Origin of the sequence: Phaeobacter sp. S60, assembly GCF_000826845.1 — a bacterium.
Lineage (GTDB): Bacteria > Pseudomonadota > Alphaproteobacteria > Rhodobacterales > Rhodobacteraceae > Phaeobacter > Phaeobacter piscinae.
In genome coordinates, this window is record NZ_JSWJ01000001.1 from 106,538 (window position 1) to 129,374 (window position 22,837).

General features: G+C 63.6%; 22 protein-coding genes and 1 tRNA gene. 12 read left to right on the top strand and 11 right to left on the bottom strand.

Features of this window, described 5'->3' with window-relative positions; genetic code table 11:
* Nucleotides 1-63: 63 nt before the first annotated feature.
* Nucleotides 64-1,320, top strand: coding sequence for a hypothetical protein (locus OO25_RS00525; protein WP_052465575.1), 1,257 nt, complete (start codon nt 64-66; stop codon nt 1,318-1,320).
* Between the two features lie 54 nt (nt 1,321-1,374).
* Here OO25_RS00525 and OO25_RS00530 read toward each other — a convergent pair whose 3' ends face one another.
* On the bottom strand, nt 1,375-1,698 hold the full coding sequence (locus OO25_RS00530) for an iron-sulfur cluster assembly accessory protein (protein ID WP_014874225.1): 324 nt from the start codon (nt 1,696-1,698) through the stop codon (nt 1,375-1,377).
* A gap of 99 nt (nt 1,699-1,797) precedes the next feature.
* Between OO25_RS00530 and OO25_RS00535 the strand changes: the two genes are divergently transcribed.
* The 8 genes from OO25_RS00535 (at nt 1,798) to OO25_RS00570 (ending at nt 9,779) form a co-directional block, all read left to right on the top strand.
* Complete coding sequence (locus OO25_RS00535) at nt 1,798-2,982, top strand: deoxyguanosinetriphosphate triphosphohydrolase (protein WP_040172952.1); 1,185 nt, start codon at nt 1,798-1,800, stop codon at nt 2,980-2,982.
* A 112-nt stretch (nt 2,983-3,094) separates the two neighbouring features.
* The gene (locus tag OO25_RS00540) at nt 3,095-3,424 is read left to right on the top strand and encodes a hypothetical protein (protein WP_040172957.1); all 330 of its coding nucleotides are present in this window, start codon (nt 3,095-3,097) and stop codon (nt 3,422-3,424) included.
* A 205-nt stretch (nt 3,425-3,629) separates the two neighbouring features.
* A complete protein-coding gene (argS, locus tag OO25_RS00545) occupies nt 3,630-5,375 on the top strand; it encodes an arginine--tRNA ligase (protein WP_040177971.1) in 1,746 nt (581 codons plus the stop codon).
* 92 nt (nt 5,376-5,467) lie between these two features.
* The gene (locus OO25_RS00550; RefSeq protein ID WP_040177972.1) at nt 5,468-6,850 is read left to right on the top strand and encodes an SPOR domain-containing protein; all 1,383 of its coding nucleotides are present in this window, start codon (nt 5,468-5,470) and stop codon (nt 6,848-6,850) included.
* Nucleotides 6,851-7,013: 163 nt separating this feature from the next.
* A complete protein-coding gene (nagZ, locus tag OO25_RS00555) occupies nt 7,014-8,018 on the top strand; it encodes a beta-N-acetylhexosaminidase (protein WP_040178027.1) in 1,005 nt (334 codons plus the stop codon).
* On the top strand, nt 8,011-8,802 hold the full coding sequence (locus OO25_RS00560) for a ScpA family protein (RefSeq protein ID WP_040177974.1): 792 nt from the start codon (nt 8,011-8,013) through the stop codon (nt 8,800-8,802). The genes nagZ and OO25_RS00560 overlap by 8 nt, the downstream gene beginning before the upstream one ends.
* A complete protein-coding gene (gene scpB / locus OO25_RS00565; RefSeq protein ID WP_024097765.1) occupies nt 8,802-9,464 on the top strand; it encodes an SMC-Scp complex subunit ScpB in 663 nt (220 codons plus the stop codon). Before OO25_RS00560 ends, scpB begins: the two co-directional genes overlap by 1 nt.
* 105 nt (nt 9,465-9,569) lie before the next feature.
* On the top strand, nt 9,570-9,779 hold the full coding sequence (locus tag OO25_RS00570) for a hypothetical protein (RefSeq protein WP_040177975.1): 210 nt from the start codon (nt 9,570-9,572) through the stop codon (nt 9,777-9,779).
* A 7-nt stretch (nt 9,780-9,786) separates the two neighbouring features.
* On the opposite strand, the gene OO25_RS00575 is transcribed toward OO25_RS00570, so the two are convergent.
* From OO25_RS00575 to OO25_RS00610, 8 genes are all read right to left on the bottom strand, one after another.
* Nucleotides 9,787-10,905 (bottom strand): 2'-deoxycytidine 5'-triphosphate deaminase, encoded by a 1,119-nt coding sequence (locus tag OO25_RS00575; protein WP_040172971.1) that lies wholly within the window; start codon nt 10,903-10,905, stop codon nt 9,787-9,789.
* A 110-nt stretch (nt 10,906-11,015) separates the two neighbouring features.
* Nucleotides 11,016-11,092: transfer RNA gene (locus OO25_RS00580), tRNA-Pro, on the bottom strand.
* A gap of 75 nt (nt 11,093-11,167) precedes the next feature.
* Nucleotides 11,168-14,614, bottom strand: a complete 3,447-nt coding sequence (locus tag OO25_RS00585) for a MerR family transcriptional regulator (RefSeq protein ID WP_040177977.1) — start codon at nt 14,612-14,614, stop codon at nt 11,168-11,170.
* 29 nt (nt 14,615-14,643) lie between these two features.
* A complete protein-coding gene (ihfA, locus tag OO25_RS00590) occupies nt 14,644-14,946 on the bottom strand; it encodes an integration host factor subunit alpha (RefSeq protein WP_014874236.1) in 303 nt (100 codons plus the stop codon).
* A gap of 119 nt (nt 14,947-15,065) precedes the next feature.
* Nucleotides 15,066-16,037, bottom strand: a complete 972-nt coding sequence (locus OO25_RS00595) for a beta-ketoacyl-ACP synthase III (protein ID WP_040172974.1) — start codon at nt 16,035-16,037, stop codon at nt 15,066-15,068.
* A 15-nt stretch (nt 16,038-16,052) separates the two neighbouring features.
* Nucleotides 16,053-17,177, bottom strand: coding sequence for a phosphate acyltransferase PlsX (gene plsX / locus OO25_RS00600; RefSeq protein WP_040177978.1), 1,125 nt, complete (start codon nt 17,175-17,177; stop codon nt 16,053-16,055).
* A 39-nt stretch (nt 17,178-17,216) separates the two neighbouring features.
* On the bottom strand, nt 17,217-17,423 hold the full coding sequence (gene rpmF, locus OO25_RS00605) for a 50S ribosomal protein L32 (RefSeq protein WP_014874239.1): 207 nt from the start codon (nt 17,421-17,423) through the stop codon (nt 17,217-17,219).
* A 219-nt stretch (nt 17,424-17,642) separates the two neighbouring features.
* Nucleotides 17,643-18,188, bottom strand: a complete 546-nt coding sequence (locus OO25_RS00610; RefSeq protein ID WP_040177979.1) for a DUF177 domain-containing protein — start codon at nt 18,186-18,188, stop codon at nt 17,643-17,645.
* Nucleotides 18,189-18,275: 87 nt separating this feature from the next.
* Here OO25_RS00610 and OO25_RS00615 point away from each other — a divergent pair, with 87 nt between their 5' ends.
* From OO25_RS00615 to OO25_RS00625, 3 genes are all read left to right on the top strand, one after another.
* A complete protein-coding gene (locus tag OO25_RS00615) occupies nt 18,276-18,743 on the top strand; it encodes an outer membrane protein assembly factor BamE (RefSeq protein ID WP_014879657.1) in 468 nt (155 codons plus the stop codon).
* Between the two features lie 186 nt (nt 18,744-18,929).
* On the top strand, nt 18,930-19,718 hold the full coding sequence (locus OO25_RS00620) for a GNAT family N-acetyltransferase (RefSeq protein WP_040178028.1): 789 nt from the start codon (nt 18,930-18,932) through the stop codon (nt 19,716-19,718).
* Nucleotides 19,719-19,783: 65 nt separating this feature from the next.
* Nucleotides 19,784-21,571: an ABC-F family ATP-binding cassette domain-containing protein gene (locus OO25_RS00625; RefSeq protein WP_040177980.1), complete on the top strand. Its 1,788-nt coding sequence runs from the start codon at nt 19,784-19,786 to the stop codon at nt 21,569-21,571.
* A gap of 167 nt (nt 21,572-21,738) precedes the next feature.
* Here the strand turns inward: OO25_RS00625 and OO25_RS00630 are convergent, their stop codons facing one another.
* Nucleotides 21,739-22,293 (bottom strand): sugar O-acetyltransferase, encoded by a 555-nt coding sequence (locus tag OO25_RS00630; RefSeq protein ID WP_040177981.1) that lies wholly within the window; start codon nt 22,291-22,293, stop codon nt 21,739-21,741.
* Nucleotides 22,290-22,784: a GFA family protein gene (locus OO25_RS00635; RefSeq protein WP_040177982.1), complete on the bottom strand. Its 495-nt coding sequence runs from the start codon at nt 22,782-22,784 to the stop codon at nt 22,290-22,292. Before OO25_RS00635 ends, OO25_RS00630 begins: the two co-directional genes overlap by 4 nt.
* Nucleotides 22,785-22,837: the final 53 nt, after the last annotated feature.

A 22,837-nucleotide genomic window follows, 5' to 3' on the forward strand; every position in this document is an offset into this window, starting at 1 on the left:
CGAACCAACCTTCCAGATTGCGCCCTGCCACCGGGGCGCAAACTCCGCATTGGTGCAAGATCCATGACTGTCATCCTGCCTTTCACACGCCCCATAGCGGGGCGCCGCAAAACCCGTCGCGCCGACATCGGCACGCTGCCCAGCCATCAGCCCCCGACTGGGCCGGGGCTTTCGGTGGCTGGTGCAGTTGCCCCGTGGGTTGAGAGCTTTGCCCGCCACCGACGGTCGCCACAGGATGTCTACTGGCTGAAGGAAAACGCGGAGCTGCTGAGCCTTCTTCGGGTGATGCAGCAGCGGGTTGGGGGAGGCGCGGGCGCAGGCGATTTCGGGGATGAGGCAGCCCTGTCCCCCCTGCGCCCGTTTTACGATCGCGCCGCACGGCAGTTGCAGTTTTTCCCGCAATACTATCGGTTTATCCTATCTATCTGTCTCGATTACGAGGATCTGATCGGGACCGGTCACTTTGGGCCCAACACCCGCGCGGCGGAACTCGCGCATTGGGTGGCCCATCAGGGGCTGGTCGAGGCAGAGATGTCAGACCTGCAACGGGCCGAGGCGCGGCAGCTATTGGCGCGACGCGGCATTTCACTGCCGGTGGATCCGGGGCTTGATGACAGGTTGCGGCGCTTCGTCCGCCGCAGCCAGACCTTCGCCATCCCCAATCGCAAGGCTGCTTATGAGCTGACCCATATCGTGTTCTACCTTTCCGACTATGGTCGCCGCGATCCGGGGCTGGACGGCGCGGTGCAGCGCAGCCTGACTTACGCCGGGCTGCTGGCCTGCCTTGATCAGGATCTGGATCTTCTGTCGGAGATCTGCATCGCGCTGCGCTATTGTGGTGTCACGCCGCCATCCCTGTGGGAGCAGGCCCTGACGCGCGCCCTGGAGGGCTTTGTTATCACGCCAGACGGGTTTGACGGGCATATGGACGGCTATCACGCCTACTTCGTCACACTATGGTGGCAGCAGATCTGCGGCCCGGCGCAACAGCCGCTGGGGGTGGATATCGGCGGCTTGCGCGCCGGCGCACTCCATATCGCGATGCCTGAAACCACCAGCCTGCTGCGCCCGCTGTCGGCTTGGCTGCTGGATGTCGGGGGACACTCGCAGACGACCGCGCCGCAGCTCTGGCGCAGCGCGGTGAATGAGATGACGGCCCAATACGGGCCGCAGGCGGGTCAACAGCTGTGTGACCTGCAGCACAGCAGCCCGATGTTTGAGGGCTTCTGGAAGATTTTCAGCCGGTCAGGCGATTGCGGCTCAAAGCTGCGCCTGATTGGTAGTGATGGCCTCAGCCTGCTGCCACGCTCACCCGCATAGCGCAGATACCGTACAAGATGCAGCCACCCGCGCCTTCATGCGGCCAAGGGAGGACTACATCGAAAACGAGGTGCCGCAGCCGCAGCTGGAGGTGGCGTTGGGGTTGTTGATCACAAACCGTGCGCCGATCAGCTCTTCGGTGAAGTCAATCACCGCGTTTTCCAGAAATGGCAGCGAGACCTCATCGACCACAACTTTCTGCCCCTGACCCTCAAGGATCAGATCATCCGCCTGCGGGGCGTCCAGGGCAATTTCATATTGAAAGCCGGAACAGCCGCCGCCTTCCACTGCCACACGCAGCGCCTGACCCTGATCAGCGGCGCCAATTTCGGCCAGCCGGGCAAAGGCACGTTCAGTCACTTTCGGGGGCAATTGCATCTCTGGTCTCCCAATGAGGTGATCACTGCCGTGTTGCAGCGGAGACAATAATATAGAAAGGTGACGCGACAGGGACAAGATTGACCGGGGAAAAGATTAGTGACCTACGCGCCTTACGCGACCATGCCGGACCGCAGCCGTGGTCGTCAGGTCCCCGAGGAAGAAAGCAGCTTCCGCTCGCCCTATCAGCGGGACCGCGACCGGATCATCCACGCCAGCGCCTTTCGCAGGCTGAAACATAAAACACAAGTTTTTGTCGAACATGAGGGTGACAACTATCGCACCCGGCTCACCCATTCGATTGAGGTGGGGCAGGTGGCCCGCACCATCGCGGGCGCGCTTGGCCTCAATCAGGAACTGACCGAGGCGGTGGCGCTGGCCCATGATCTGGGGCACACGCCCTTTGGTCACACGGGTGAGGATGCGCTGCATGCGCTGATGGCGCCCTACGGCGGCTTTGATCACAATGCGCAGGCCATCCGTATCGTCACCTCGCTGGAACGGCATTACGCCGACTTCGACGGGCTGAACCTCACCTGGGAGACGCTGGAGGCGATCGCCAAACACAATGGTCCGGTGGTGGGCGATCTGCCTTGGGCGCTAGCCGAGTGCAATGCGGCGGTGGATCTGGAGCTGCACACCCATGCGAGTGCGGAGGCGCAGGTGGCGGCATTGGCTGATGACATCGCCTATAACAACCACGATCTGCACGACGGGCTGCGCGCGGGATTGTTCACCGATGCCGATATCATGGACCTGCCGGTGATCGGGGCCGCGTATCATGCGGTGGACAGCCGCTATCCCAGTCTGGATGCGCGCCGTCGCCGACATGAGGCGCTGCGCCGGGTCTTTGGCGTGATGGTCAGCGATGTGATCGACGGCGCCCGACGTCGCCTTGCCGCCAGTGGCGCGCGCAGCGTCGAGGATGTGCGCTCCCTCGGGGCACCTGTGGTGGTGTTCTCCGATGCGCTTTGGGCCGATCTGAAGGACATCCGAGCCTTCCTCTTTACCCGCATGTATCGGGCCCCCAGTGTGATGCGCAAACGCGCCGAGGTCTCCAAGGTGGTCGAGGCGCTGTTTCCCTATTTCCTCAACCACCCCGAGGAGATGCCCGCCCGCTGGCAGGGAGATATCGCCGCCGCCGCAGGTGAAACCGCGCTGGCCCGCATCGTGTCGGATTACATTGCAGGGATGACAGACCGCTTTGCACTGCAGGAACATCGCCGCCTGTTCCCGGCCGAGGCGGCCGCCGCTGCGGAGGTCGACCTGCGCGCGGGGGAATAAGCGCGGGCTGCGCAGCGACTGGCGGTATCGCTGATGCCAACTGGCTCTATCGTCGGGCGGGCGCGATGCGGTTTGATAGGCAGGACACAGCCGCAAACCGCAAGAGGGCGCCATGATCCCTACGGGCACCACAACCAGTGGCCTGACACATTGGACCGTCACCTTTCAGGACGCGCCGGAGATGGCGCGGATCCGCGCGGATCGGCTGCGCCGGGATGCCCATATCGCCTTTGTGCGCGCCCATCCCGAATTGCAGATCGGCGGCGCGCTGGCGATGCGGCCCGAGCAGGATTTCCCCGGCGCCATCTGGAACGTCGAGGCCAAAACGCGCGGTGATGTGGAACGTTTGATCCTGCGCGATCCCTATTATGTCGCGTCGCTGCGCCGCTATCAGATCACCCGTTGGGGCCGCCTGCCGGTGCGCGACGCGCCGGTGGCCTGATCCGCCGGCTTGCGGGCCTGCACGGACCTAGGCGACAGCGGGCGCGCTTCCAGCGGTCGCGCCCAATTTTCTGACCGAGGAAATGGACCGGAAAACTCAAATTTTCCGCCCGCTGGCCCGCGCAGAGGAATTGGCGTCCTGCAATCCTGTTGACCCTGCCGCTGGCCCTCGCTATCCGCAACGGTGAACAGATGGGACGCCAGACATGAACCTCTTTACCGATATCCGCTCGCTCGTGCTTGACTGCCTCAATGGAATGGTGGCTGAGGGCACCCTGCCCGAAGGGCTCGATTTTGCCAATGTCGCGGTAGAGCCGCCGCGCGATGCGGCGCATGGGGATATGGCAACCAATGCGGCGATGGTGCTGGCCAAACCCGCCAAGATGAAGCCGCGCGATATCGCCGATGCGCTGGCAGGGAAACTGGCCGCGGACGCGCGCGTCACCTCAGCCGAGGTGGCAGGCCCCGGTTTCCTCAACCTGCGTCTGGATCGCGGCAGCTGGCAATCGGTGCTGGCGGCCGTCCTGGCGGAGGATATCAAATTCGGTCGCTCCGACCTTGGCGCGGGCAAGCGGGTCAATGTGGAATATGTCTCCGCCAACCCCACCGGCCCCCTGCACGTCGGCCACACCCGTGGTGCGGTGTTTGGCGATGCGCTGGCCAGCCTGCTGGATTTTGTCGGCTATGACGTCACCCGCGAATACTACATCAACGATGGCGGCGGTCAGGTCGATGTGCTGGCGCGCTCTGTCTACCTGCGCTACCTTGAGGCCCACGGCCAAGAGGTCGCCTTTGTCGATGGCACTTACCCCGGCGACTATCTCGTCCCGGTTGGTCAGGCGCTGAAGGAGAAGGTTGGCGATGCCTATGTGGACCAGCCCGAAGATGTCTGGCTGGAGGAGATCCGCAATTTCGCCACCGATGCGATGATGGATCTGATCCGCGCCGATCTGGCCTCGCTTGGCATCCAGATGGACAAGTTCTTCTCCGAGAAATCCCTCTACGGCACTGGCCTGATCGAATCCGCGCTGAAAAGCCTGGACGACAAGGGCCTGATCTATGAAGGCGTGCTGGAGCCGCCGAAGGGCAAGAAGCCCGACGATTGGGAACCACGCGAACAGACCCTGTTCAAATCCACCGAACATGGTGATGACGTCGACCGCCCGGTCAAGAAATCCGATGGCGCCTGGACCTATTTCGCGCCGGATATCGCCTATCACTATGACAAGGTCGAACGCGGCTTTGATATGCTGATCGACATCTTCGGCGCCGACCACGGCGGCTATGTGAAGCGGATGAAAGCAGCCGTCTCAGCCCTGTCTGATGGCAAGGTGCCCTTGGATATCAAGCTCTGCCAGCTGGTGAAGCTTTTCAAGGACGGTCAGGAATTCAAGATGTCCAAACGGGCAGGGACCTTTGTCACCCTGCGTGATGTGGTGGATGCGGTGGGGCCGGATGTGACCCGCTTCATGCTGCTCACCCGCAAGAACGATCAGGGCTTTGATTTCGACCTTGATAAGGCGCTGGAACAGTCCAAGGACAACCCGGTCTTTTATGTGCAATACGCCAATGCGCGGATCTGCTCGACCCTGCGCAAGGCGGCGGAGGCGGGGATCGCCACCGACGACGCCACGCTGGCAGCTGCGGATCTGTCGCTGTTGCAGGATGACGCCCAATTGGCTGTCGCCAAGAAGCTGGCGGAATGGCCGCGTCTGGTGGAAATCGCCGCCCGCACCAATGAGCCGCACCGCGTGGCCTTCTACCTCTACGATCTCGCGTCTGAGCTGCACGGGCTCTACCACCTCGGCAAAACCAACGAAGGTTTACGTTTTGTTAACGAGAGCAACCCATCTGCAACACATGCGAAAATGGCGCTGGCCAAGGCCGTTTCCATTGTCATTTCCGCCGGTCTTGGTATTCTTGGGGTCACACCGGCGCAGGAGATGCGATAGCTAAAATCGCCCAGGCCGCCGGATCGAGGCAGATCATCAAGTAGAAACCCGGGGCGGTGCATCGCGCACCGTATGCGGGCAGTGAGGCGGAAATGGCGTATTTTACGCAGGCAGGTCACGGCCAGTCGTATTCCAATGGAGGGGACCGTTCTTCGGACCCCGCCACAGAAACGCAAGGGATCCGGCAGGAGCCGTCTTTCGCCGATGCGCATCTGCGCGATCCCGTTGCCCAATCGCCCTATCCGCAGCCGGAACACCCCTTCGGCCATGATCCGCAGACACCCGCTCCGCGCCCGCAGGCCGCCGCAGGGTATGACCAGCAGCCGCAAGCGGGTGGGTATTTTGCACAACATCAGCCGCAGGCGCCCGCGCAGGGCTATAGCCCTTATCAGCAGGCAGCCTCCACCTATGGCGACCCGGCAGAGGACGCCTATAGCGGTCCCGGCACCGATCAGGGGCACCGCTATGATGACTATGGATTTACCCCCGACCCCGTCGGCACAGGCCGCGCCGGACTGGCGAAGGCGTTTAGCGCCCTTGGCGCCGTGGCCTCGCTGGCGCTGGTCGCAGGCATCGGTCTCTGGGGCTATCAGCTGATTTCACGCGACGTAAGCGGCGTGCCCGTGGTGCGCGCTGTCGAAGGCCCGTTGCGGGTGCAGCCAGACAACCCCGGCGGCCTGCCCGCCGATCATCAGGGCCTTGCGGTCAACGCGGTTGCCGCCAACGGCAATGTCGAAAGCCCCGCCGACCGTCTGACGCTGGCCCCCGAAGATGTGGCGCTGACCGATGATGATCAGCCCATGCAGGCGGCCCTGACAACCAACATCTCTGGCGCCGGGCGGGATCGCGCGCCTGTGGCTGACACCTCCGATCTTTCGACTGAGGCGGTAGCCGCCTATCAGGGCGGCGACATCGACGCGCTGGTGGCAGAGCTGACCGACGGTGTCACCCCACTGGGACAGGATGCGCTGAACGGGGCTGAGCAGCTTTCCGCTGCCGCTGCCGCGCCCAACACCGCCCCGGCAATTGTGCAGCCGGAACCCCTGCAACCCGTGAGCATTGCCGCCGTGGCCCCGGCACCGAACGCGGCCCTGCGCAATGCCCCCGGTGTGCGCGTCTCACTGCGGCCCGCAGCGCGCCCGGCGCGGTTCTCTCCCACCCGTGCGGTTGCGGCCACCCCGGCGGCACGCACCACCCAGGACGTCTCGCCCGACAGCCTGCCCGCAGGCACCCGGCTGGCCCAGCTTGGCGCCTACGAAAGCGCAGAGGTGGCCCGCGCCGAATGGGACCGCATCCACGGTCGTTTTGCGGACTATCTGGAAGGCAAGAAACGCGTGATCCAGAAGGCTGAAAGCGGCGGTCGCACCTTCTATCGCCTGCGGGCGATGGGTTTTGCCGATCTGTCGGATGCGCGTCGGTTCTGCTCTGCTCTGGTGGCGGGCAACGCCGACTGTATTCCCGTGACCACCCGCTAGGGTATCCCCGCCAGGACTTGGGGCCACCCCCGACACCTCAGCGCCCGGCCCAGCCGGGCGTTTGTCGTTTACCATCCGGCAAACTGCTGCCAGTTTGCCCCATCCGACCATGGCGCCGCCCGCGACACTGGTGTATCAGCGCCCCAGCACAAAGAGGATCGCAATGCGTTACGGAGCCACCATATTAGATGCCGAAGGCCTGCGTCTCAGCGCGGCGGAAAAGGCGCTGTTTCAGCGGGTCAATCCGTTTGGCTTCATCCTGTTTGCCCGCAATATCGACACTGCCGAACAGACCCGCGCGCTTTGTAATGACCTGCGCGAGGCGGTGGGCCGTGATTGCCTGATCACCATCGACCAAGAGGGTGGCCGGGTGCAGCGTTTGCGCCCGCCACTGGCGCGGCAATGGCAGCCCGCATTGGATCACGTGCTGGCGGCAGGCGAGGGCGCGAACCGAGCCATGTATCTGCGCGCGCGGCTGATCGCAGAGGAATTGCGCGATCTTGGCATCGACAGCAACTGCGCGCCGCTGGCGGATGTGGCGGGTGAGGGGACGCATCCGTTCCTCAAAAACCGCTGCTATGGCAGCGACCTCGCCACCGTGGTTAACCGCGCTCGCGCGACCGCTGACGGCCTGCTGGACGGCGGTGTGGTTCCGGTGGTGAAACACATCCCCGGCCATGGCCGCGCCAGCATGGACAGCCACCATGATCTGCCCCGGATCACCGCCTCTCTCACCGATCTGGCGCGGGAGGATTTCGCCGCATTTGCCGCGCTGAACGATCTGCCGATGGGGATGACGGCGCATCTGGTCTATGAGGCCCTCGACAGCCAACCCGCCACTTTGTCCCCCCGCGTGATGCAGATGATCCGTTCGGACATTGGCTTTGACGGGTTGATCATGAGCGACGATATCTCGATGAAGGCGCTGAACGGCACCGCCGCAGATATCGCCCGCGACACCATCGCAGCCGGCTGCGATGTGGTCCTGTTCTGCAACGCCCCGCTGGATGAGCGCGCCGCTGTGGCCGAGGCCGCAGGCGAGATGACCGACGCCGCACAGGCGCGTGCCGCGCGCGCCGAAGCCGCCCGCCGCGCGCCCACCGCGCTTGACATACCCACGGCCGAGGCCGAACTATCAGCCCTTATGGGCGGACAGGTATATGGCTGACACTCTGTTTGACGACGACGCGCTCAGCGTTGAGGACCGGCTTGCGGCCGAAGCATTGATCGTGGACGTTGACGGCTACGAGGGGCCGCTTGACGTGCTCCTGTCGCTTTCGCGCACGCAAAAGGTCGATCTGCGCCGCATTTCGGTGCTGGAACTGGCCCGCCAGTATCTTAGCTTTGTGGAAAAGGCGCATGAGCTGCGCATCGAACTGGCTGCGGATTATCTGGTGATGGCGGCCTGGCTCGCCTATCTGAAATCCCGCCTGCTGCTGCCCCCTGATCCAACCGAGGAAGGCCCCTCCGGTGAGGAACTGGCCGCGCATCTGGCGTTTCAGCTCGAGCGTTTGCAGGCGATGCGCGACAGCGCCGCGCGGTTGATGGCGCGCGACCAGCTGGGGCGCAACTTCTTTGCCCGTGGTCAGAGCGAGGATGTCACCCGCATCCGCACCGTCAGCTACTCGGCGAACCTCCTGGATCTGATGCAGGCCTACGCCCGCATCCGTACGCGGGATGATTTCCGCCCCTTCGTGCTGGACCGCGAGGCGATCTTTACCATGGAGGCGGCGCTGGAACGGATGCGCCACCTGATTGGCTACACCGGCAGCTGGACCGATATGATCACCTATCTGCCCGAAGGCTGGCACGCCGACCCGATGAAACGCCGCTCCGCCACCGCCTCCACCTTTGCCGCTTCGCTGCAACTGGTGAAAGAAGGCCATCTGGAGCTGCGCCAGAGCGAGACCTATGCGCCCATTCAGCTGCGCATTCGTGACAAGGATACCTGATGGACGACCACAGCCAGAACACCGTTGCGGAGGAAACCCAAACCCTGTTTGAGGCGCCGCCGATGGCCGAACAGGAACGCATGGTGGAGGCGGTGCTGTTTGCCAGCGCCGAACCGGTGACCGTGCGCGATCTTGAGGCGCGGATGCCGCACGGCTGCGAACCGGGCACCGCGATGGAGCACCTGCGCAAACGCTACGAGGGGCGCGGCGTTAATATCGTGCGCGTTGGCGATGCCTGGGCGCTGCGCACCGCCTCCGATCTCGGCTTTCTGATGCAGAAGGAAACGGTGGAAACCCGCAAACTCTCGCGTGCCGCCATCGAAACCCTTGCCATCATTGCCTATCACCAGCCGGTCACCCGCGCCGAAATCGAGGAGGTGCGCGGCGTCTCTGTGTCGCGCGGCACCATTGATCAGCTGTTGGAAATGGATTGGATCCGCCTTGGTCGCCGCAAGATGACGCCGGGCCGTCCGGTGACCTTTGTGGTGACGCCGGTGTTCCTTGATCACTTCGGGCTCGAAAGCGCGCGCGATCTGCCCGGCCTCAAGGAGCTGCGCGCCGCAGGCCTGTTGGAAAACCGCCCGCCACCGGGCAGCCTGCCCCTGGGCGGACGCGGCGACAGCGACGAGGTGGAGGAACAGCCGGAACTCTTTGGCGATTGAGTGCCACTGGGAACAGACGCCCTAAATCCGCCGCATAGATGGGCCACACTAACACGGTCGGGCCGGTGGCCCGGCGATCCCGATTGGTGCGAAGGAGACAAGCAAATGAACATTGAACGCGTGATCAATGTGATCCTGCGCCGCCTTGTGGGCCGCGCGGTCAATGCAGGCGTTAATGCCGGGATCAAGGCTGTCTCAAAACGTGGCAAAGGGCAGGGCGTGGACAATAAGGACACCCGCCCGCTTCCTCAGGATAAGGCCACAGCCCAGAAGGCGCGTCTGATGCGTCGCAATACCCGACCGCCCCGGTTCTAGGGGGAAATCAGACGTTCTCTGGTGAACTGAAATGCTTTGACAGCTTCAGCCCCTGACCCTGATAGTTCGACGCAATATCAACACCGTAGAGCTGCTCGGGCACTTCGGACATCCGCTCATAGACCAGCCGCCCGACAACCTGCCCATGCTCCAGCACAAACGGCGCATCATGGCAGCGCACCTCCAGAACACCGCGCGACCCAGCACCTCCAGCAGCGGCATAGCCAAATCCGGGGTCGAAGAACCCGGCGTAATGCACCCGGAATTCGCCCACCATCGCCAGATAGGGCGCCATCTCGGCAGCATACTCCGGCGGAATGGCGATCGCCTCGCGGCTCACCAGAATGTAAAACGCACCGGGATCCAGAATGATCTGTCCCTTGGTGGTGCGCACCTCCTCCCAATACTCCGCCGGATCGTAGTGACCCAGTTTCGACAGATCGACCACGCCTGTGTGATGTTTGGCACGGTAGCCCACCAGATCACCGCTTTCGGGGCGAAGATCGACGGAGAAGCCGAGACCGTCTGAGATCACCGGATCACCAGACACAATCGGCGTCTCCTCATGAACCGCGCGCAGGTCTGCATCACTGAGGAATGTGCGCCCCTGACGAAAGATGATCTGCGTCAGCAATTGCCCCGGCTGCACCACAACAGAAAAGCTCTGCGGGCAGATTTCCGCATAAAGCGGCCCGTCATAGCCATCGGGCACCCGGTCGAACTCCACGCCCTGATCGGTGATCACCCGCGTCATCACATCCAGCCGCCCGATGGAAGACTTGGCACTGGCCGCCGCCGTCATCCCCTCGGGCAGGCGAATGCGCTCCATCAGAGGCACCACATAGACGCAGCCTTTTTCCAGTACCGCACCGCCGGTCAGCGCCACCCGGTGCATGGTCAGATCTTCCAGCCGCTCCGCAACCGTGCGCCCCAGACCGGGCAGGAACGAGGCGCGAACGCGGTAGGCGCAGTCGCTCAGCCGCAGATCAAGGCTCGCAGGCTGGATCTGATCGTTGAGGATCGGAGAGGAGGCGGCAATCGCGCCCTCGGTGATCATCTGCCGGATTTGCCGGTCCGACAGCACACCCTGTGTCAGGCTGCTGCGCGTCTGTCCCTCAGATGTCATCCCATTCTCCCAACGCTTTATTATCAACACCTTGCACGAAAGGCAGATACAAAAACACCCACCCCAGAAAGGGGCGGGCGTTTTTTAGCCCCTTGCGAGGCGGGGTATTTTGGTCGGGCTAGCAGGACTCGAACCTGCGACCTTCCGTCCCCCAGACGGACGCGCTACCAGGCTGCGCTATAGCCCGTTGCGCTGGTTTCTACCCGTTTTTCCGGCAGGGGCAAGCGAAAAGATCAGTTTCTTTCGCCCCGTTGGCAAGTTTCTAGGCCGCCCCCTGATGCGCGCGCAATCTCTCGGCGCAGGCCCGCACCTCCGCGATGTGATCGGCAGGCAGATGGTCCACCCCGGCCAGTCGCGCCAGCACGCCCGACGCCGGCGGCGCATGCGGCTCCGCCTCATCTGGAATGTCAATCACCAGCGGTTTTGGCTCTGCTGCGACGTCCTCACCGACCGGGGCCTCAGCCTCCGCCGGATCCGCCGCCACCAGTTCCGGATTGATGAGGTCCGAGGCGCCCAGATCTGGGTCGTCCTCGCCCTCGTCCGCGTCAACGCTCTCCTGATCAAGGGGATCGGCCACGACCGGGGCAGGCTCTGTCAGGTCCTCTTCGGCCACATCCGTGTCACCCAGGTCGGCCTCCGCCAATGCGGGACCATCCGGTTCAGAAACATCCTGTTCTGGTTCGGGCATGTCAGCTGCCGCTACCGGTGCGACCTCAGGGGGTTCCGCATCCTGTACGCCAAGCGTGGAAAGCTCTGGATCCGGCGCCGCATCCTCAGGCAGATCGCTCTGCTGCGCGGCTGTCGTCTCCTCGGCAGTGATCTCCGCCGCGAGCTCCGGAATGTCCGCCTGTGGCGCGAGGTCCGGGGCCGTCTCGGTCAGTTCCGCAGGCGCTTCAATCTCCGCAGGCGCCGTCAGTTCCACCGGGTCTCCCAGCTCCGCCGGAGCGGCCAGTTCCAGCGTTTCAGCCATGACATCCGGCGTCTCTTCCGCGGATGGTGCGGCAGTATGCTCCGGCTGGGGCGCAGCTTCTGCATCTGCAAGATCTGCCACCACCTGCTCCGGCTCCTGCAGCGCGGCGTCCTCCGCCAGTGGCGCCTCCAAGAGATCATCGGAGACCGCAGGCGCGCTCAGGACCGGGTCGCTGACCACGCTGTCGTCCAGCGTCGGCGCATCCAGGTCAAGGGTGTCCAGATCCACCGCGTCGGCTGTCACTGCGCTGTCGTCAGCCATCTCCGGCAGCTCTGCCGGTTCAGCGAGATCCGGCGCATCGGCAAGTGGCTCCGGCGTCTCCGCCTCATCGGCAAAGGCCAAGGGATTGTCTTCGGGGGAGGGGGCTTCGTCGTCATCCGCCTGATGGTCGGCATGTGTTTCCGTGGCAGCGGCCAACTGTTCTTCTGCGGGTGGCCCCTCCATGTCTGAGACCAGCGGTTCGGCCTCCGCAAGGGTATCTCCGAGATCTAAGGGCGGTTCAGCAAGGGGCTCGGCCTCAACCGCCTCGACCTGTTCCGGCGCCACCACATCGGCAAGGGCAGGGTCACTGTCCAGCGCCTCGACCACCGGGGCTGGGCTGTCGCCCTGATCAAAAACCACCGGGTCCGGCACGTCACCTTCAGCCACGGCATCAGGAGTCGGCGTCTCCGGGTTGGCAGTTTCAAGATCGGTAATTTCCGGTTCCGCAGTCTCCGGTGCTGTCGCCTCGACCGTCTCTGTCGCATCATGCAGAGGCGCATCATGCAGAGGCGCATCCTGCAAGGGCGCAGCAGGTGCGGAAGCTGTTTCAGGGTCTGCGATCCGATCCGGCGCTTGCGGTGCAACAGCCTCCGCAGCACGCACCGGCTCATCCACAACAGGCCCGTCCTGGCCATCTTCATCGCTCCAGGGAGAGGCGCTCTCGGCGTCGGTTTCATCGACGGCGGCCACAGTCTCCACGTCTGTTCCCGCGGCCACCGGACCAAGGCTCGGCTCATCGGTGGGCGCCGGATCAGCTTCAACCTCCACGGCGCCACCTTCGACAGCGTCACCTTCCAAGGAAGCGACCGAGGCGACGGTCTCGGCAGCCGGGGCCATCAGCTCCGCCGGGGCGAGGGGAACATCAACGTCCTCCGCTGCCATCTCTGTCTCAGTCGGCAGGGGCGCAACTGGGTCCGCACCTCCGACCTCCGATACCTCAGGTGTTGCACCCCACAACTGGCCCTGTTCCGGCGTGGGCGCATCAACATCTGTTGTTATATCAACGTCTTGATCGATTTCAGCCGGGGCGGTGGCATCACCCTCGCCAGCGATGATCGCAGCATCACGCGTCTGATCCGCGACATCCAGCGGCAGACCCGGCTGGGCTGCCATTGCGGGGCTTTCCGACGGGGCCTCTGGCGCGGGCGCAGCCGTATCGGCCATCGCCGCACCCATCGCAGCGGAAGGCGGGGGCGATGGGTCCGGTGGGGAGGCGGCAGGTGTTGCTATTGGTGCCGCTGGTGGCGCGGCAGGCGCGCTCGCCGCATCGCCGGGTGTGCCACCTGTCATCCCAACCGGTGTTTCCCCGACCATCTCGCCTGCCACCTCGCCCGCAGGCGCTGGCACGGCAGGGATCGCCGTTTCGCTGGTGGGCGCGGCTGGCGGGTGGAGCGACCCGGTCTGAGCCACCGCAGTGTCAATCGGATCGGCAGCGGGAGCCAGTCCATCAGCGGGAAGCGCAGCGGTGGGCATAGAGGGAGCGGGCATGGAGGGAGACCCCGGCGCGGCGCTGAACGCGGGTTCCACGGCGGCAGAGGTCCCGTCCTCAGCGGCAGGCGTTGCCGGGGCTACGGGCGCGGTTTCTGTCTGCGCTGCAACAGGCGTCTCACCCTGCGGCGGCGCCACAGGTGTCGGGTCCGCCGGGGCCAGCGGTGCAGACGCAGCTGGGGCAGATGTGGGGGCAGCGGCCGCGGGGCCCGAGGTGCTGGGGGCATCTGCGTCGGCAGCAGGGACAGCCGCACTCGGGGCCGCAGGAGCCGCAGTAATCGGGGCGCCCGTCGCGGGAGAGGCCGCAGCGGGGTCGGCGCTGACAGATGGTGCGGCGGGGGGCGGATCCGCCAGTCCCGGTTGAGCCAGTCCCGGTTGCGCCTGCGCCGGTTGGACTTGCGTCGGTTGAGCCTGTCCGGGTTGGACCTGTCCCGGTTGGGTCTGTATCGGCTGAGCCTGCGCGGGTTGCACGGATTGTGCTGGCGTCTCTGCCACCTGCGCCGCCTCTGCCGGTGCGGCCAGCGGCGGTTCGGTGGCGGTGGGGGCCTCTTGCGGGGCTGCATCTGCTGGACCATCCGCCTCGACAGAGACCTCAGCCTGAACCTCAGCCTGAACCTCGGCGGTGTCGATCACCTCGGGCGGGCTTACCTCTCCCTCAATCACCACCTCACTCGTTGAGGGGGCGGGATCAGTTGCCTCGGCCTCAGCGGTGGGGATATCTCCGGCACCCATGGCGGCCACATGGGCGGGACCATGTTCGCGCAACAGCGCCTGCACATCCTTGATGGACAGCCCCTTGTCGTGCAGCAAAATCTTGATGCTGCCCAGCAATTCAACATCGGCAGGCCGATAGTACCGACGCCCGCCTGCGCGTTTGACCGGTTTGATCTGGGTGAATTTGCTTTCCCAGAAACGCAAGACATGCGCCTGGATCCCCAGCCACTCCGCAACTTCGCTGATGGTGCGGAAGGCGTCTGGTGATTTTGACATCGCGTGGTGTGTCCCGTGGTTACTGACCGTTATTTACGGTTCCCGTCTGCCACCCGGTCCTTCATCAAATGCGATGGTCGAAAGGTCAAAACCCGGCGAGGCTGAATGGGCACCTCTTCGCCAGTCTTCGGGTTGCGCCCCACGCGGGCGGATTTATCGCGCACGCTGAAGGTCCCGAAGGAAGAAATTTTGACCTGTTCCCCACGGACCAGGGCGTCAGACATATGCTGAAGCAGGCTTTCCACCAGCTGCGCGCTTTCGTTGCGCGACAGGCCGACTTCGCGGAAGACCGCTTCACTCAAATCCATTCGTGTTAGTGTTTTTTCGCCCATGACTATCCCCGCTGTTTGTCGAAGCATAGGGCGGGGGGAATTTCCCTGTCAATATCAATGAATTGCATCGGGGAGTTGGACTGGTAAAATCGCACGCCTTCTGAGCGTTGCCTTGCCGCTTACCAGCGCAGCACCACCGATCCCCAGGCCAAACCGCCGCCAATCGCCTCGGTGACCACCAGATCGCCCTGTTTGATCTGACCCCGTGCCTTGCCCACGGAAAGCGCCAGCGGGATCGACGCGGCGGAGGTATTGCCGTGGTCCTGCACGGTCACGACAACCTTCTCCATCGGCAGGCCCATCTTCTTGGCGGTGCCCTGAATAATGCGGATATTGGCCTGATGCGGCACGATCCAATCCACGTCATCCGCGCCAAGGCCGGCACGCTCCAGCGCGGTATGGGCGGTGGAGGCCAGTTTCTCAACTGCGTGGCGGAACACCTGATTGCCCTGCATGCGCAGATGACCGGTGTTCTGGGTCGATACACCGCCATCCACATAAAGCAGATCTTTGTAGCGCCCGTCGGAATTGAGATCGGTTGCCAGAATGCCGCGATCATCGCTGCTGCCGGCGCCGTCCTGCGCCTCCAGCACCAGCGCGCCCGCGCCATCACCAAACAGAACGCAGGTGGAGCGGTCGGTCCAGTCCATGATCCTGCTAAAGGTCTCAGCCCCGATCACCAGCACCTTTTCGGCCTGACCGGAGGCAACCAGCGCATTGGCGTTGCTCAGCGCGTAAACGAAACCGGCACAGACCGCCTGCACGTCAAAGGCAAAGCCGCGCGTCATACCCAGCTGCGCCTGCACCATGGTGGCAGCAGAGGGGAAGGTCAGATCGGCGGTGGAGGTGGCCACGACGATGGCGTCGATATCTTCGGCCGTCAGCCCCGCATCAGTGAGCGCATTTTGCGCGGCCTTGGTGGCCATCATCGAGGTGGTTTCCCCCTCGGCAGCGAAATGGCGGCGCTCAATCCCGGAGCGGCTGCGAATCCATTCGTCGGTGGTGTCTAGCGTGGCTTCGAATTCCGCGTTTTCGACCACGCGTTCAGGGAGATAATGCCCGGTCCCGACAATTACTGCGCGTCGCGTCATTCTATGGCCTGCCTTTTAGTCTTTTTTGGTGGGCGCCTGGTCGGTTGGGGGCTCGTCCATTTGCGCTGGTTTATCTTGGGTAAGCGCCACAGAGGATGCAACCCGTGCCGCCAGTTTTTCTGCAAACCCCTGCTGGGCGAGACGGAACGCCAGCTTGACCGCCGCCGAGACACCGGTGGCATCGGCGCCGCCGTGGGATTTCACCACGGTGCCATTGAGGCCAAGGAACACGCCGCCATTGACCCGACGCGGATCCAGCCGTTTGGAGAGCCGCTTCAGCGAGGTCATCGCCAGCAGCGCGGCAATCTTCGACAGGAAGGAGTATTCAAATGCCTCGCGCAGGGCGACACGCATCAGGCTGGCGGTGCCTTCGCCGGTCTTGATCGCCACATTGCCGGTAAACCCGTCGGTGACAATCACATCGGCCACATCACCAGGGATATCGCTGCCCTCGACGAAGCCAACGAAATCAAAACTGCCGTTGTCCGAATGATCGGAGATCAGCCCGTAGGCCTCTTTCAGATCGGCGTGGCCTTTGTGTTCTTCGGTGCCGACATTCAACAGACCCACGCGGGGGCGGGGAATATCCATCGAATTGCGCACATAAGAGGTGCCCATCAGGGCGTATTGCAGCAGATCCTGCGCATCAGCACGCACATCGGCGCCGACATCCAGCATCACGTTGAAGCCCTGCGGATTGCGTGACGGCCAGAGAATCGCAATCGCCGGACGGTTCACGCCGGGCAGTTTGCGCAGGCGCAGCATCGACAGCGCCATCAGCGCGCCGGTGTTGCCGCAGGAAACTGCACCGGCGGCTTCGCCCTGTTTGACTGAGTCGAGCGCCGACCACATCGACGTGCCCTTGCCGTTGCGCATCACCTGAGAGGGTTTGTCCTCCATGGTGACCACATCGCGGGCATCGCGGAATTCCACGCGTCCATTGAGGATGCGTTTCTTGGCGACGAGTGGTTTCAGCTGATCTTCGGGACCATGCAGGATGAACCCCAGATCGGGGTTCTTGTCGGCGGACATAGCAATGCCGGCCACCACAACTGCGGGGCCGGCATCTCCGCCCATGGCGTCAACCGAAATGACTATGCGGCCGGCATTCTTCTGCATCTGATCGGGTTTACCCGCCATGAAAAGGCCTGCCTGACATAAGTCTGGGTCAGACGCGGCTTAGGCCGCGTCTTCGTCCATGTCGATCTCGTCAGCGGCTGCGACGATTTCTTTCTCGTCGTAGTGGCCGCAGGAGGGGCAAACGTGGTGCGGGCGCTTCAGCTCGCCGCAGTTGCCGCATTCGTTCGGGTTTGCAGCAACCAGTGCATCGTGCGCGCGGCGGTTGTTGCGACGCGACTTGGATACTTTGTTCTGTTGGACAGCCATGTCTCAACCTTTGTCACTTGGGGCCTTGGGGCTGTCCCCGCGGCGCGTTTCACATTCAATGTTTCGATCGGTCTGCCGTGCGTTTAGGCCGCAGCCTTGCCGATGTCCAACCAAAATTCCGATGAGCGCGCGAAAATACTGCGAATTGACGCTGGCGCAAGTGGTTTTTTGGCCGGTCAGCGCAGGAACACCAATCGGAATCGTCTGGCTGCTCTCTTTTCAGTCTTCGCCGCCGCCGTCAAGCTGATCGCGCAGAGCCGCCAGCCCGGCAAAGGGCTTGGTGTCCTCATCGCGCATCGGGGCCACACCGGGTTCGGCATGCACCGATTCTCCCAGTTCGGCGCCGTCTTTGCGGGGGTATTGCGGCAGTGCCAGCGCCAGCGCCTCCGCCATCACCTCCTGCGGGGAGATATGGCTGCCAAGCGGTTCGCTGGTGTCATCTTCCGGCATCTCCACTTCTTCCTCGCTGTCGGGGTGCACCATCCCGGCGATGAAGCTGCGGCGCACCTTCTGGTCGATGCGGCTGGTCACCGGATCCAGCGTCACCACGCAGGGCTGCACCACGGTCGCCCCCAGATCCGCCACCAGTTCCCAGTCGCGTTTGCCCAGGGCGCGGATCTCTCCGGCAAAGCGCAGCTTGCGCAGATCATCAACGCCAAGCTCCTGGGCGAGCGCCTTCATCGTGGCGGTGTCAGGGCGCAGTTCAAAGGTGGTTGCGCGGTTTTGCGGGAGGTCAGCGACCCGAAAAGCGGTGCTCTCAGACATTTGGGGGACTTTCGTTTCTTGAACCGGAGGCTCGGTTTAGGTAATCCGGTTCAAAGGCGTATTCAAGCCGGGGGGCAAGAGAGTAGCATGACATCCAAACGCATGAGGTCGCTGAAAGCGGCGACAAGGGTCACGGTTCTCTTGGTTGCGGGGCTCGCGGTCAGTGGCTGCGCGATGTATCGCAAACATGGATATGTCCCCAGCGAAGAGCTGCTCTCGGAGGTGGTTGTGGGCGTTGATACCAAGGACAGCGTGGCCGAAACCGTCGGTGTGCCGGCAGCAGAGGGCGTGCTGACCGATGGCGGATATTACTACGTGTCCACCCTGATGCGCCGCCGCGGCCCGTCAGCGACAAAGCCGGTCTCGCGCGAATTGGTGGCGATCAACTTCAACGATCAGGGCGTGGTCACCGGGATCGAACGCTACGGTCTGGAACAGGGCCGGGTGATTCCCCTGCAACGCCGCGTGACCAGCTCCAACGTGCAGGACAAGACATTCCTGCGCCAGCTTCTGGGCAGCCTCGGCAACTTTGGCCCCGGTGGTCTGATCGAATGATAGGGCGGGTCTGATCGGCCTGCATATCGAGATCTTTGAAAAGCCATCCCGATCCGGGGTGGCTTTCGTCATTTGGCTGAGATGTGATCCATGTTAGGCAGGCTTGAATTGATTGCTGTGCGAGAGCCTGCGGTGTCTGTGGTTGGTGGAAGGTCTGTGTTGCGTGATGTGATCAATCCGGTCGGGATGACAGGTGATGCAGAGCCTGAGGCTGTTTTGCATGGCGGCCGCTACCGTGTCCGCGTCATTGATGGGGCGGAGGGCGCGTTGGTCCATGCCGATCTGCAACAGGCACAGCGCCTGCGTGGTCTGTGTTTTGGACGACCCGGACTGGATGCCGAGGCACTGGATGCGCGCTGTCGGCATCTGTTGGTGGAGGATCAGGCCAGTGGCCGCTTGGTCTGTTGCTGCCGGTTGCTCCTCTTGCCGGATGGCGCGCATCTTGGGGTCAGCTACTCAGCACAGCGCTATGATCTGACGCAGTTGCAGTCTCGTACTGGCCCGCTGCTGGAGCTGGGCCGGTTCTGCATCCATCCTGATTGGCAGGACGCGGATATTCTGCGGCTGGCCTGGGGCGCGCTGACGGCGTTTGTGGATCAGCATGGCGTGGAGCTGCTGTTTGGCTGTTCGTCGTTCCGGGGCACGGATCCGGCGGCTTACTCTCAGGCACTGGCCCTGCTGCGGCTGCGCCATCAGGCCCCGCCGGGGCAGGGCGTCGGGGTGCGTGCGGCGGAGGTGCTGGAGCTGGCCGCGCTGGATCTGCCCCGCGTGGACGGCAAGCAGGCCTTGCAGCAGATGCCACCCCTGCTGCGCAGCTATCTGATGATGGGCGGCTGGGTCAGCGACCATGTGGTGATTGACCGTGATCTCAACACGTTGCATCTGTTTACGGGTGTCGAAATCGCCGCCATTCCCGCCGCGCGCAAACGTCTGCTGCGCGCTGTTGCCGGGGGCTTCGCCAGTCATGGGGCCTGACAGCCGTTGACCTGCCCCGCGCCCCGGTTTAGCTGGCTCCTATGGCACGTATTCCTCTCTTACAGATGTCCGGTATCTCCCTCACCTTTGGGGGCGATCCGGTGTTCGCGGATCTTGATCTGGTGGTGCAACCCGGTGACCGGGTGGCGCTGGTTGGGCGCAATGGCTCCGGCAAATCCACCCTGATGAAGGTGATGGCCGGTCTGGTCGAAGCCGACACAGGCTCGTTGGTGGTGCCGCCCGGAAAATCCGTGGGTTATATGGAGCAGGACCCGCAGATGACCGGCTTTGCCACGCTGGGCGATTTCGCGGCCTCCGAGCTGGACCCCGGTGAGATGTACAAGGTGGAGCGCGCAGGCGAGGGGCTGAAGTTTGATCCCGCACGTCCGGTGGCGACGGCCTCTGGCGGTGAAAAGCGGCGCGCGGCGCTGGCCAAGCTGATGGCCGAGGCGCCGGATCTGATGTTGCTGGATGAGCCGACCAACCATCTGGATATTGAGGCAATCACCTGGCTTGAGAATGAGCTGAAGGCGACCCGCGCGGGGTTTGTGTTGATCTCGCACGACCGGGCGTTCCTGCGGGCGCTGACCCGCGCGACGCTATGGGTGGACCGGGGGCAGGTGCGCCGTCAGGAAAAGGGGTTTGAGGCCTTTGAGGCCTGGCGCGACAAGATCTGGGAAGAAGAAGACCAGCAGCGCCATAAGCTGAACCGGCTGATCAAATCCGAAAGCCGCTGGGCGGTGGAGGGCATCTCGGCCCGGCGCAAGCGCAATATGGGCCGGGTGCGCGCGCTTCAGGATCTGAAGGCGGAGCGGTCGAGCCAGATCAAACGACAGGGCGCTGCGGAGCTGGCGCTGGACGCAGGCCCGAAATCGGGCCGCAAGGTGATTGAGGCCGCAGGGCTGACGAAATCCTATGGCGACAAGGCGATTGTGCGGGACTTCTCCCTAAAGGTGCAGCGCGGGGATCGGGTGGCCTTTGTCGGGCCGAACGGTGCGGGCAAGACGACCCTGTTGAAGATGCTGCTGGGGCTGGAACAGCCTGACGCGGGGACGGTGCAGCTGGGCACCAATCTGGAGCTGGCGCTGTTTGATCAGACCCGTGATCAGCTGGACGGCGATGCCAGCCTTTGGGAAAACCTGACCTCTGACCCTCTGCTCGGGATTTCCGGCAAGGCGGATCAGGTGATGGTGCGGGGGCAGCCCAAACATGTGGTGGGCTATCTGAAGGAATTCCTGTTCGATGAGGCGCAGGCCCGCGCGCCGGTGCGGTCCCTGTCCGGGGGCGAAAAGGCGCGGCTGTTGCTGGCCCGGCTGATGGCCCGGCAGAGCAACCTGCTGGTCTTGGATGAACCGACCAACGATCTGGATGTCGAAACACTGGATCTGTTGCAGGAGCTGCTGGACAGCTACGACGGCACGGTTTTGCTGGTCAGCCACGACCGGGATTTTCTGGACCGTGTGGCCACCACCACCATCGCCATGGAAGGCGGCGGCGGGGCCACGGCCTATGCCGGCGGGTGGAGCGATTATCTGGCCCAGCGTGGCCCGGTGGCCGGGGCGGCGGAGAAATCCGAAAAACCCAAAGCGGCGAAATCAAAACCCAAGCAGGAGGCGCAGCCGAAGGACGGTCTGAGCTTCAAGGAAAAACACCGGCTGGAGGCCTTGCCCGGAGAGATCGAGCGGCTGGAGGCGGAGATTGCTAAATTGCAACAGCTGATGGCCGATCCTGAGCTGTTCACCCGCGAGCCGGTGAAGTTTCAGAAAGCCACCGATGCGTTGGTGGAGCGGCAGGAAAAGCTCTCCGCCGCTGAGGAAGAATGGCTGGAGCTGGAAGAGAAATCTGCGGGCTGAGGCCCGTCTGGTTTTTTGGTAAGTCATATTGACCCAATGTTTCGCGTGCGAAACATTGGGTCAGAGACGCTGTCGTAGTCGTTTGTAAAATATAAATTTTTCCTGATTGAAGTCTAAGGCGGCGCGCGCCTGCTGCGCAACAGCTCCGCGTTTTGACCGTGCGGATGTCAGCCGGGCAGCGCCCGCGCCGGATTGCCGACAACCCTCACCCCGGCTTCCACATCCCGTGTCACCACGGCACCGGCGCCGACGATGGCGCCATCGTTTACAGTGACGCCGGGCAGGACGATCGCACCGCCGCCGATCCAGACATCGGACCCCAGCGTGACCGGGCGCGCGACCTCTAACCCCTTGGCGCGCAACGCAGGATCGCGGTGATGATCGGCGCAGTAGATCTGCACATTTGGCCCCAGCATGCTGCGATCCCCGATGCGCACAGGGGCGCTATCCAGAATGGTGCAGCCCGCATTCATATAGACCTGATCGCCAAGCGTAATATTGATCCCATAGGCGCAGTGAAACGGGGTCTCGATCAGGCAGTTTTGTCCATGTTCAGCGAAGAGCGCAGCCAGCGATGGGCTGAGGGGTTCGCCGGGGTCCGGGGCGCGGTGATTGTGCTGGTGCACCGCCAGACGGGCCTGATGACGCAACACCGAGAGTTCGCTGTCTATGCAACAATACCAGTCGCCCGCCTGCATCTTTTGCCGCTCAGATCGGCTCATGCCGGGCCTGTTTCGGGTGAGGGCGGCGGGGCTGGCGCGATGGTATTGGCATAATCGGCCATCAGATCCGCCAGCGCCTCCGCCGTGGTGGGGAAGCGGGCATAGCTGTGGGGGGCCGGGACATTTGCCCAGGGCTGTTTCTCCTCGGTCATGATCTCGACGAAGGGGGTGAACCACGTCAGATCATCCAGCAGGGAGGCACGCAGATTCACCCGCTCCGGCGCCGCCTTCAGGCGTGAGAGGACGAAGCTGAGGCAGCTCGGGCAGTAATAATGCTTGCGTTCTGCGCTGTGGAGGCCGCCCAGCACCAGCTCTCCCGTGGTGGTGACGGCCGCTGCCGGGAACATGACGGTCAGGGAATAGGCGCTGGCGGCAAGTTTCTGACAATCGCGGCAATGGCAGGCCAGCGTCAGAAGGGGCGCGGCAGTGACATGCAGCTGCACAGCGCCGCAGAGACAGGCGCCGGTCAGTGGCAGGTTGGGCTGGGTCATGGGTCGGCTCCCCCTTGGTCAGGCTCCGCGACAGGCTAGCGGAGTTTCTGGGG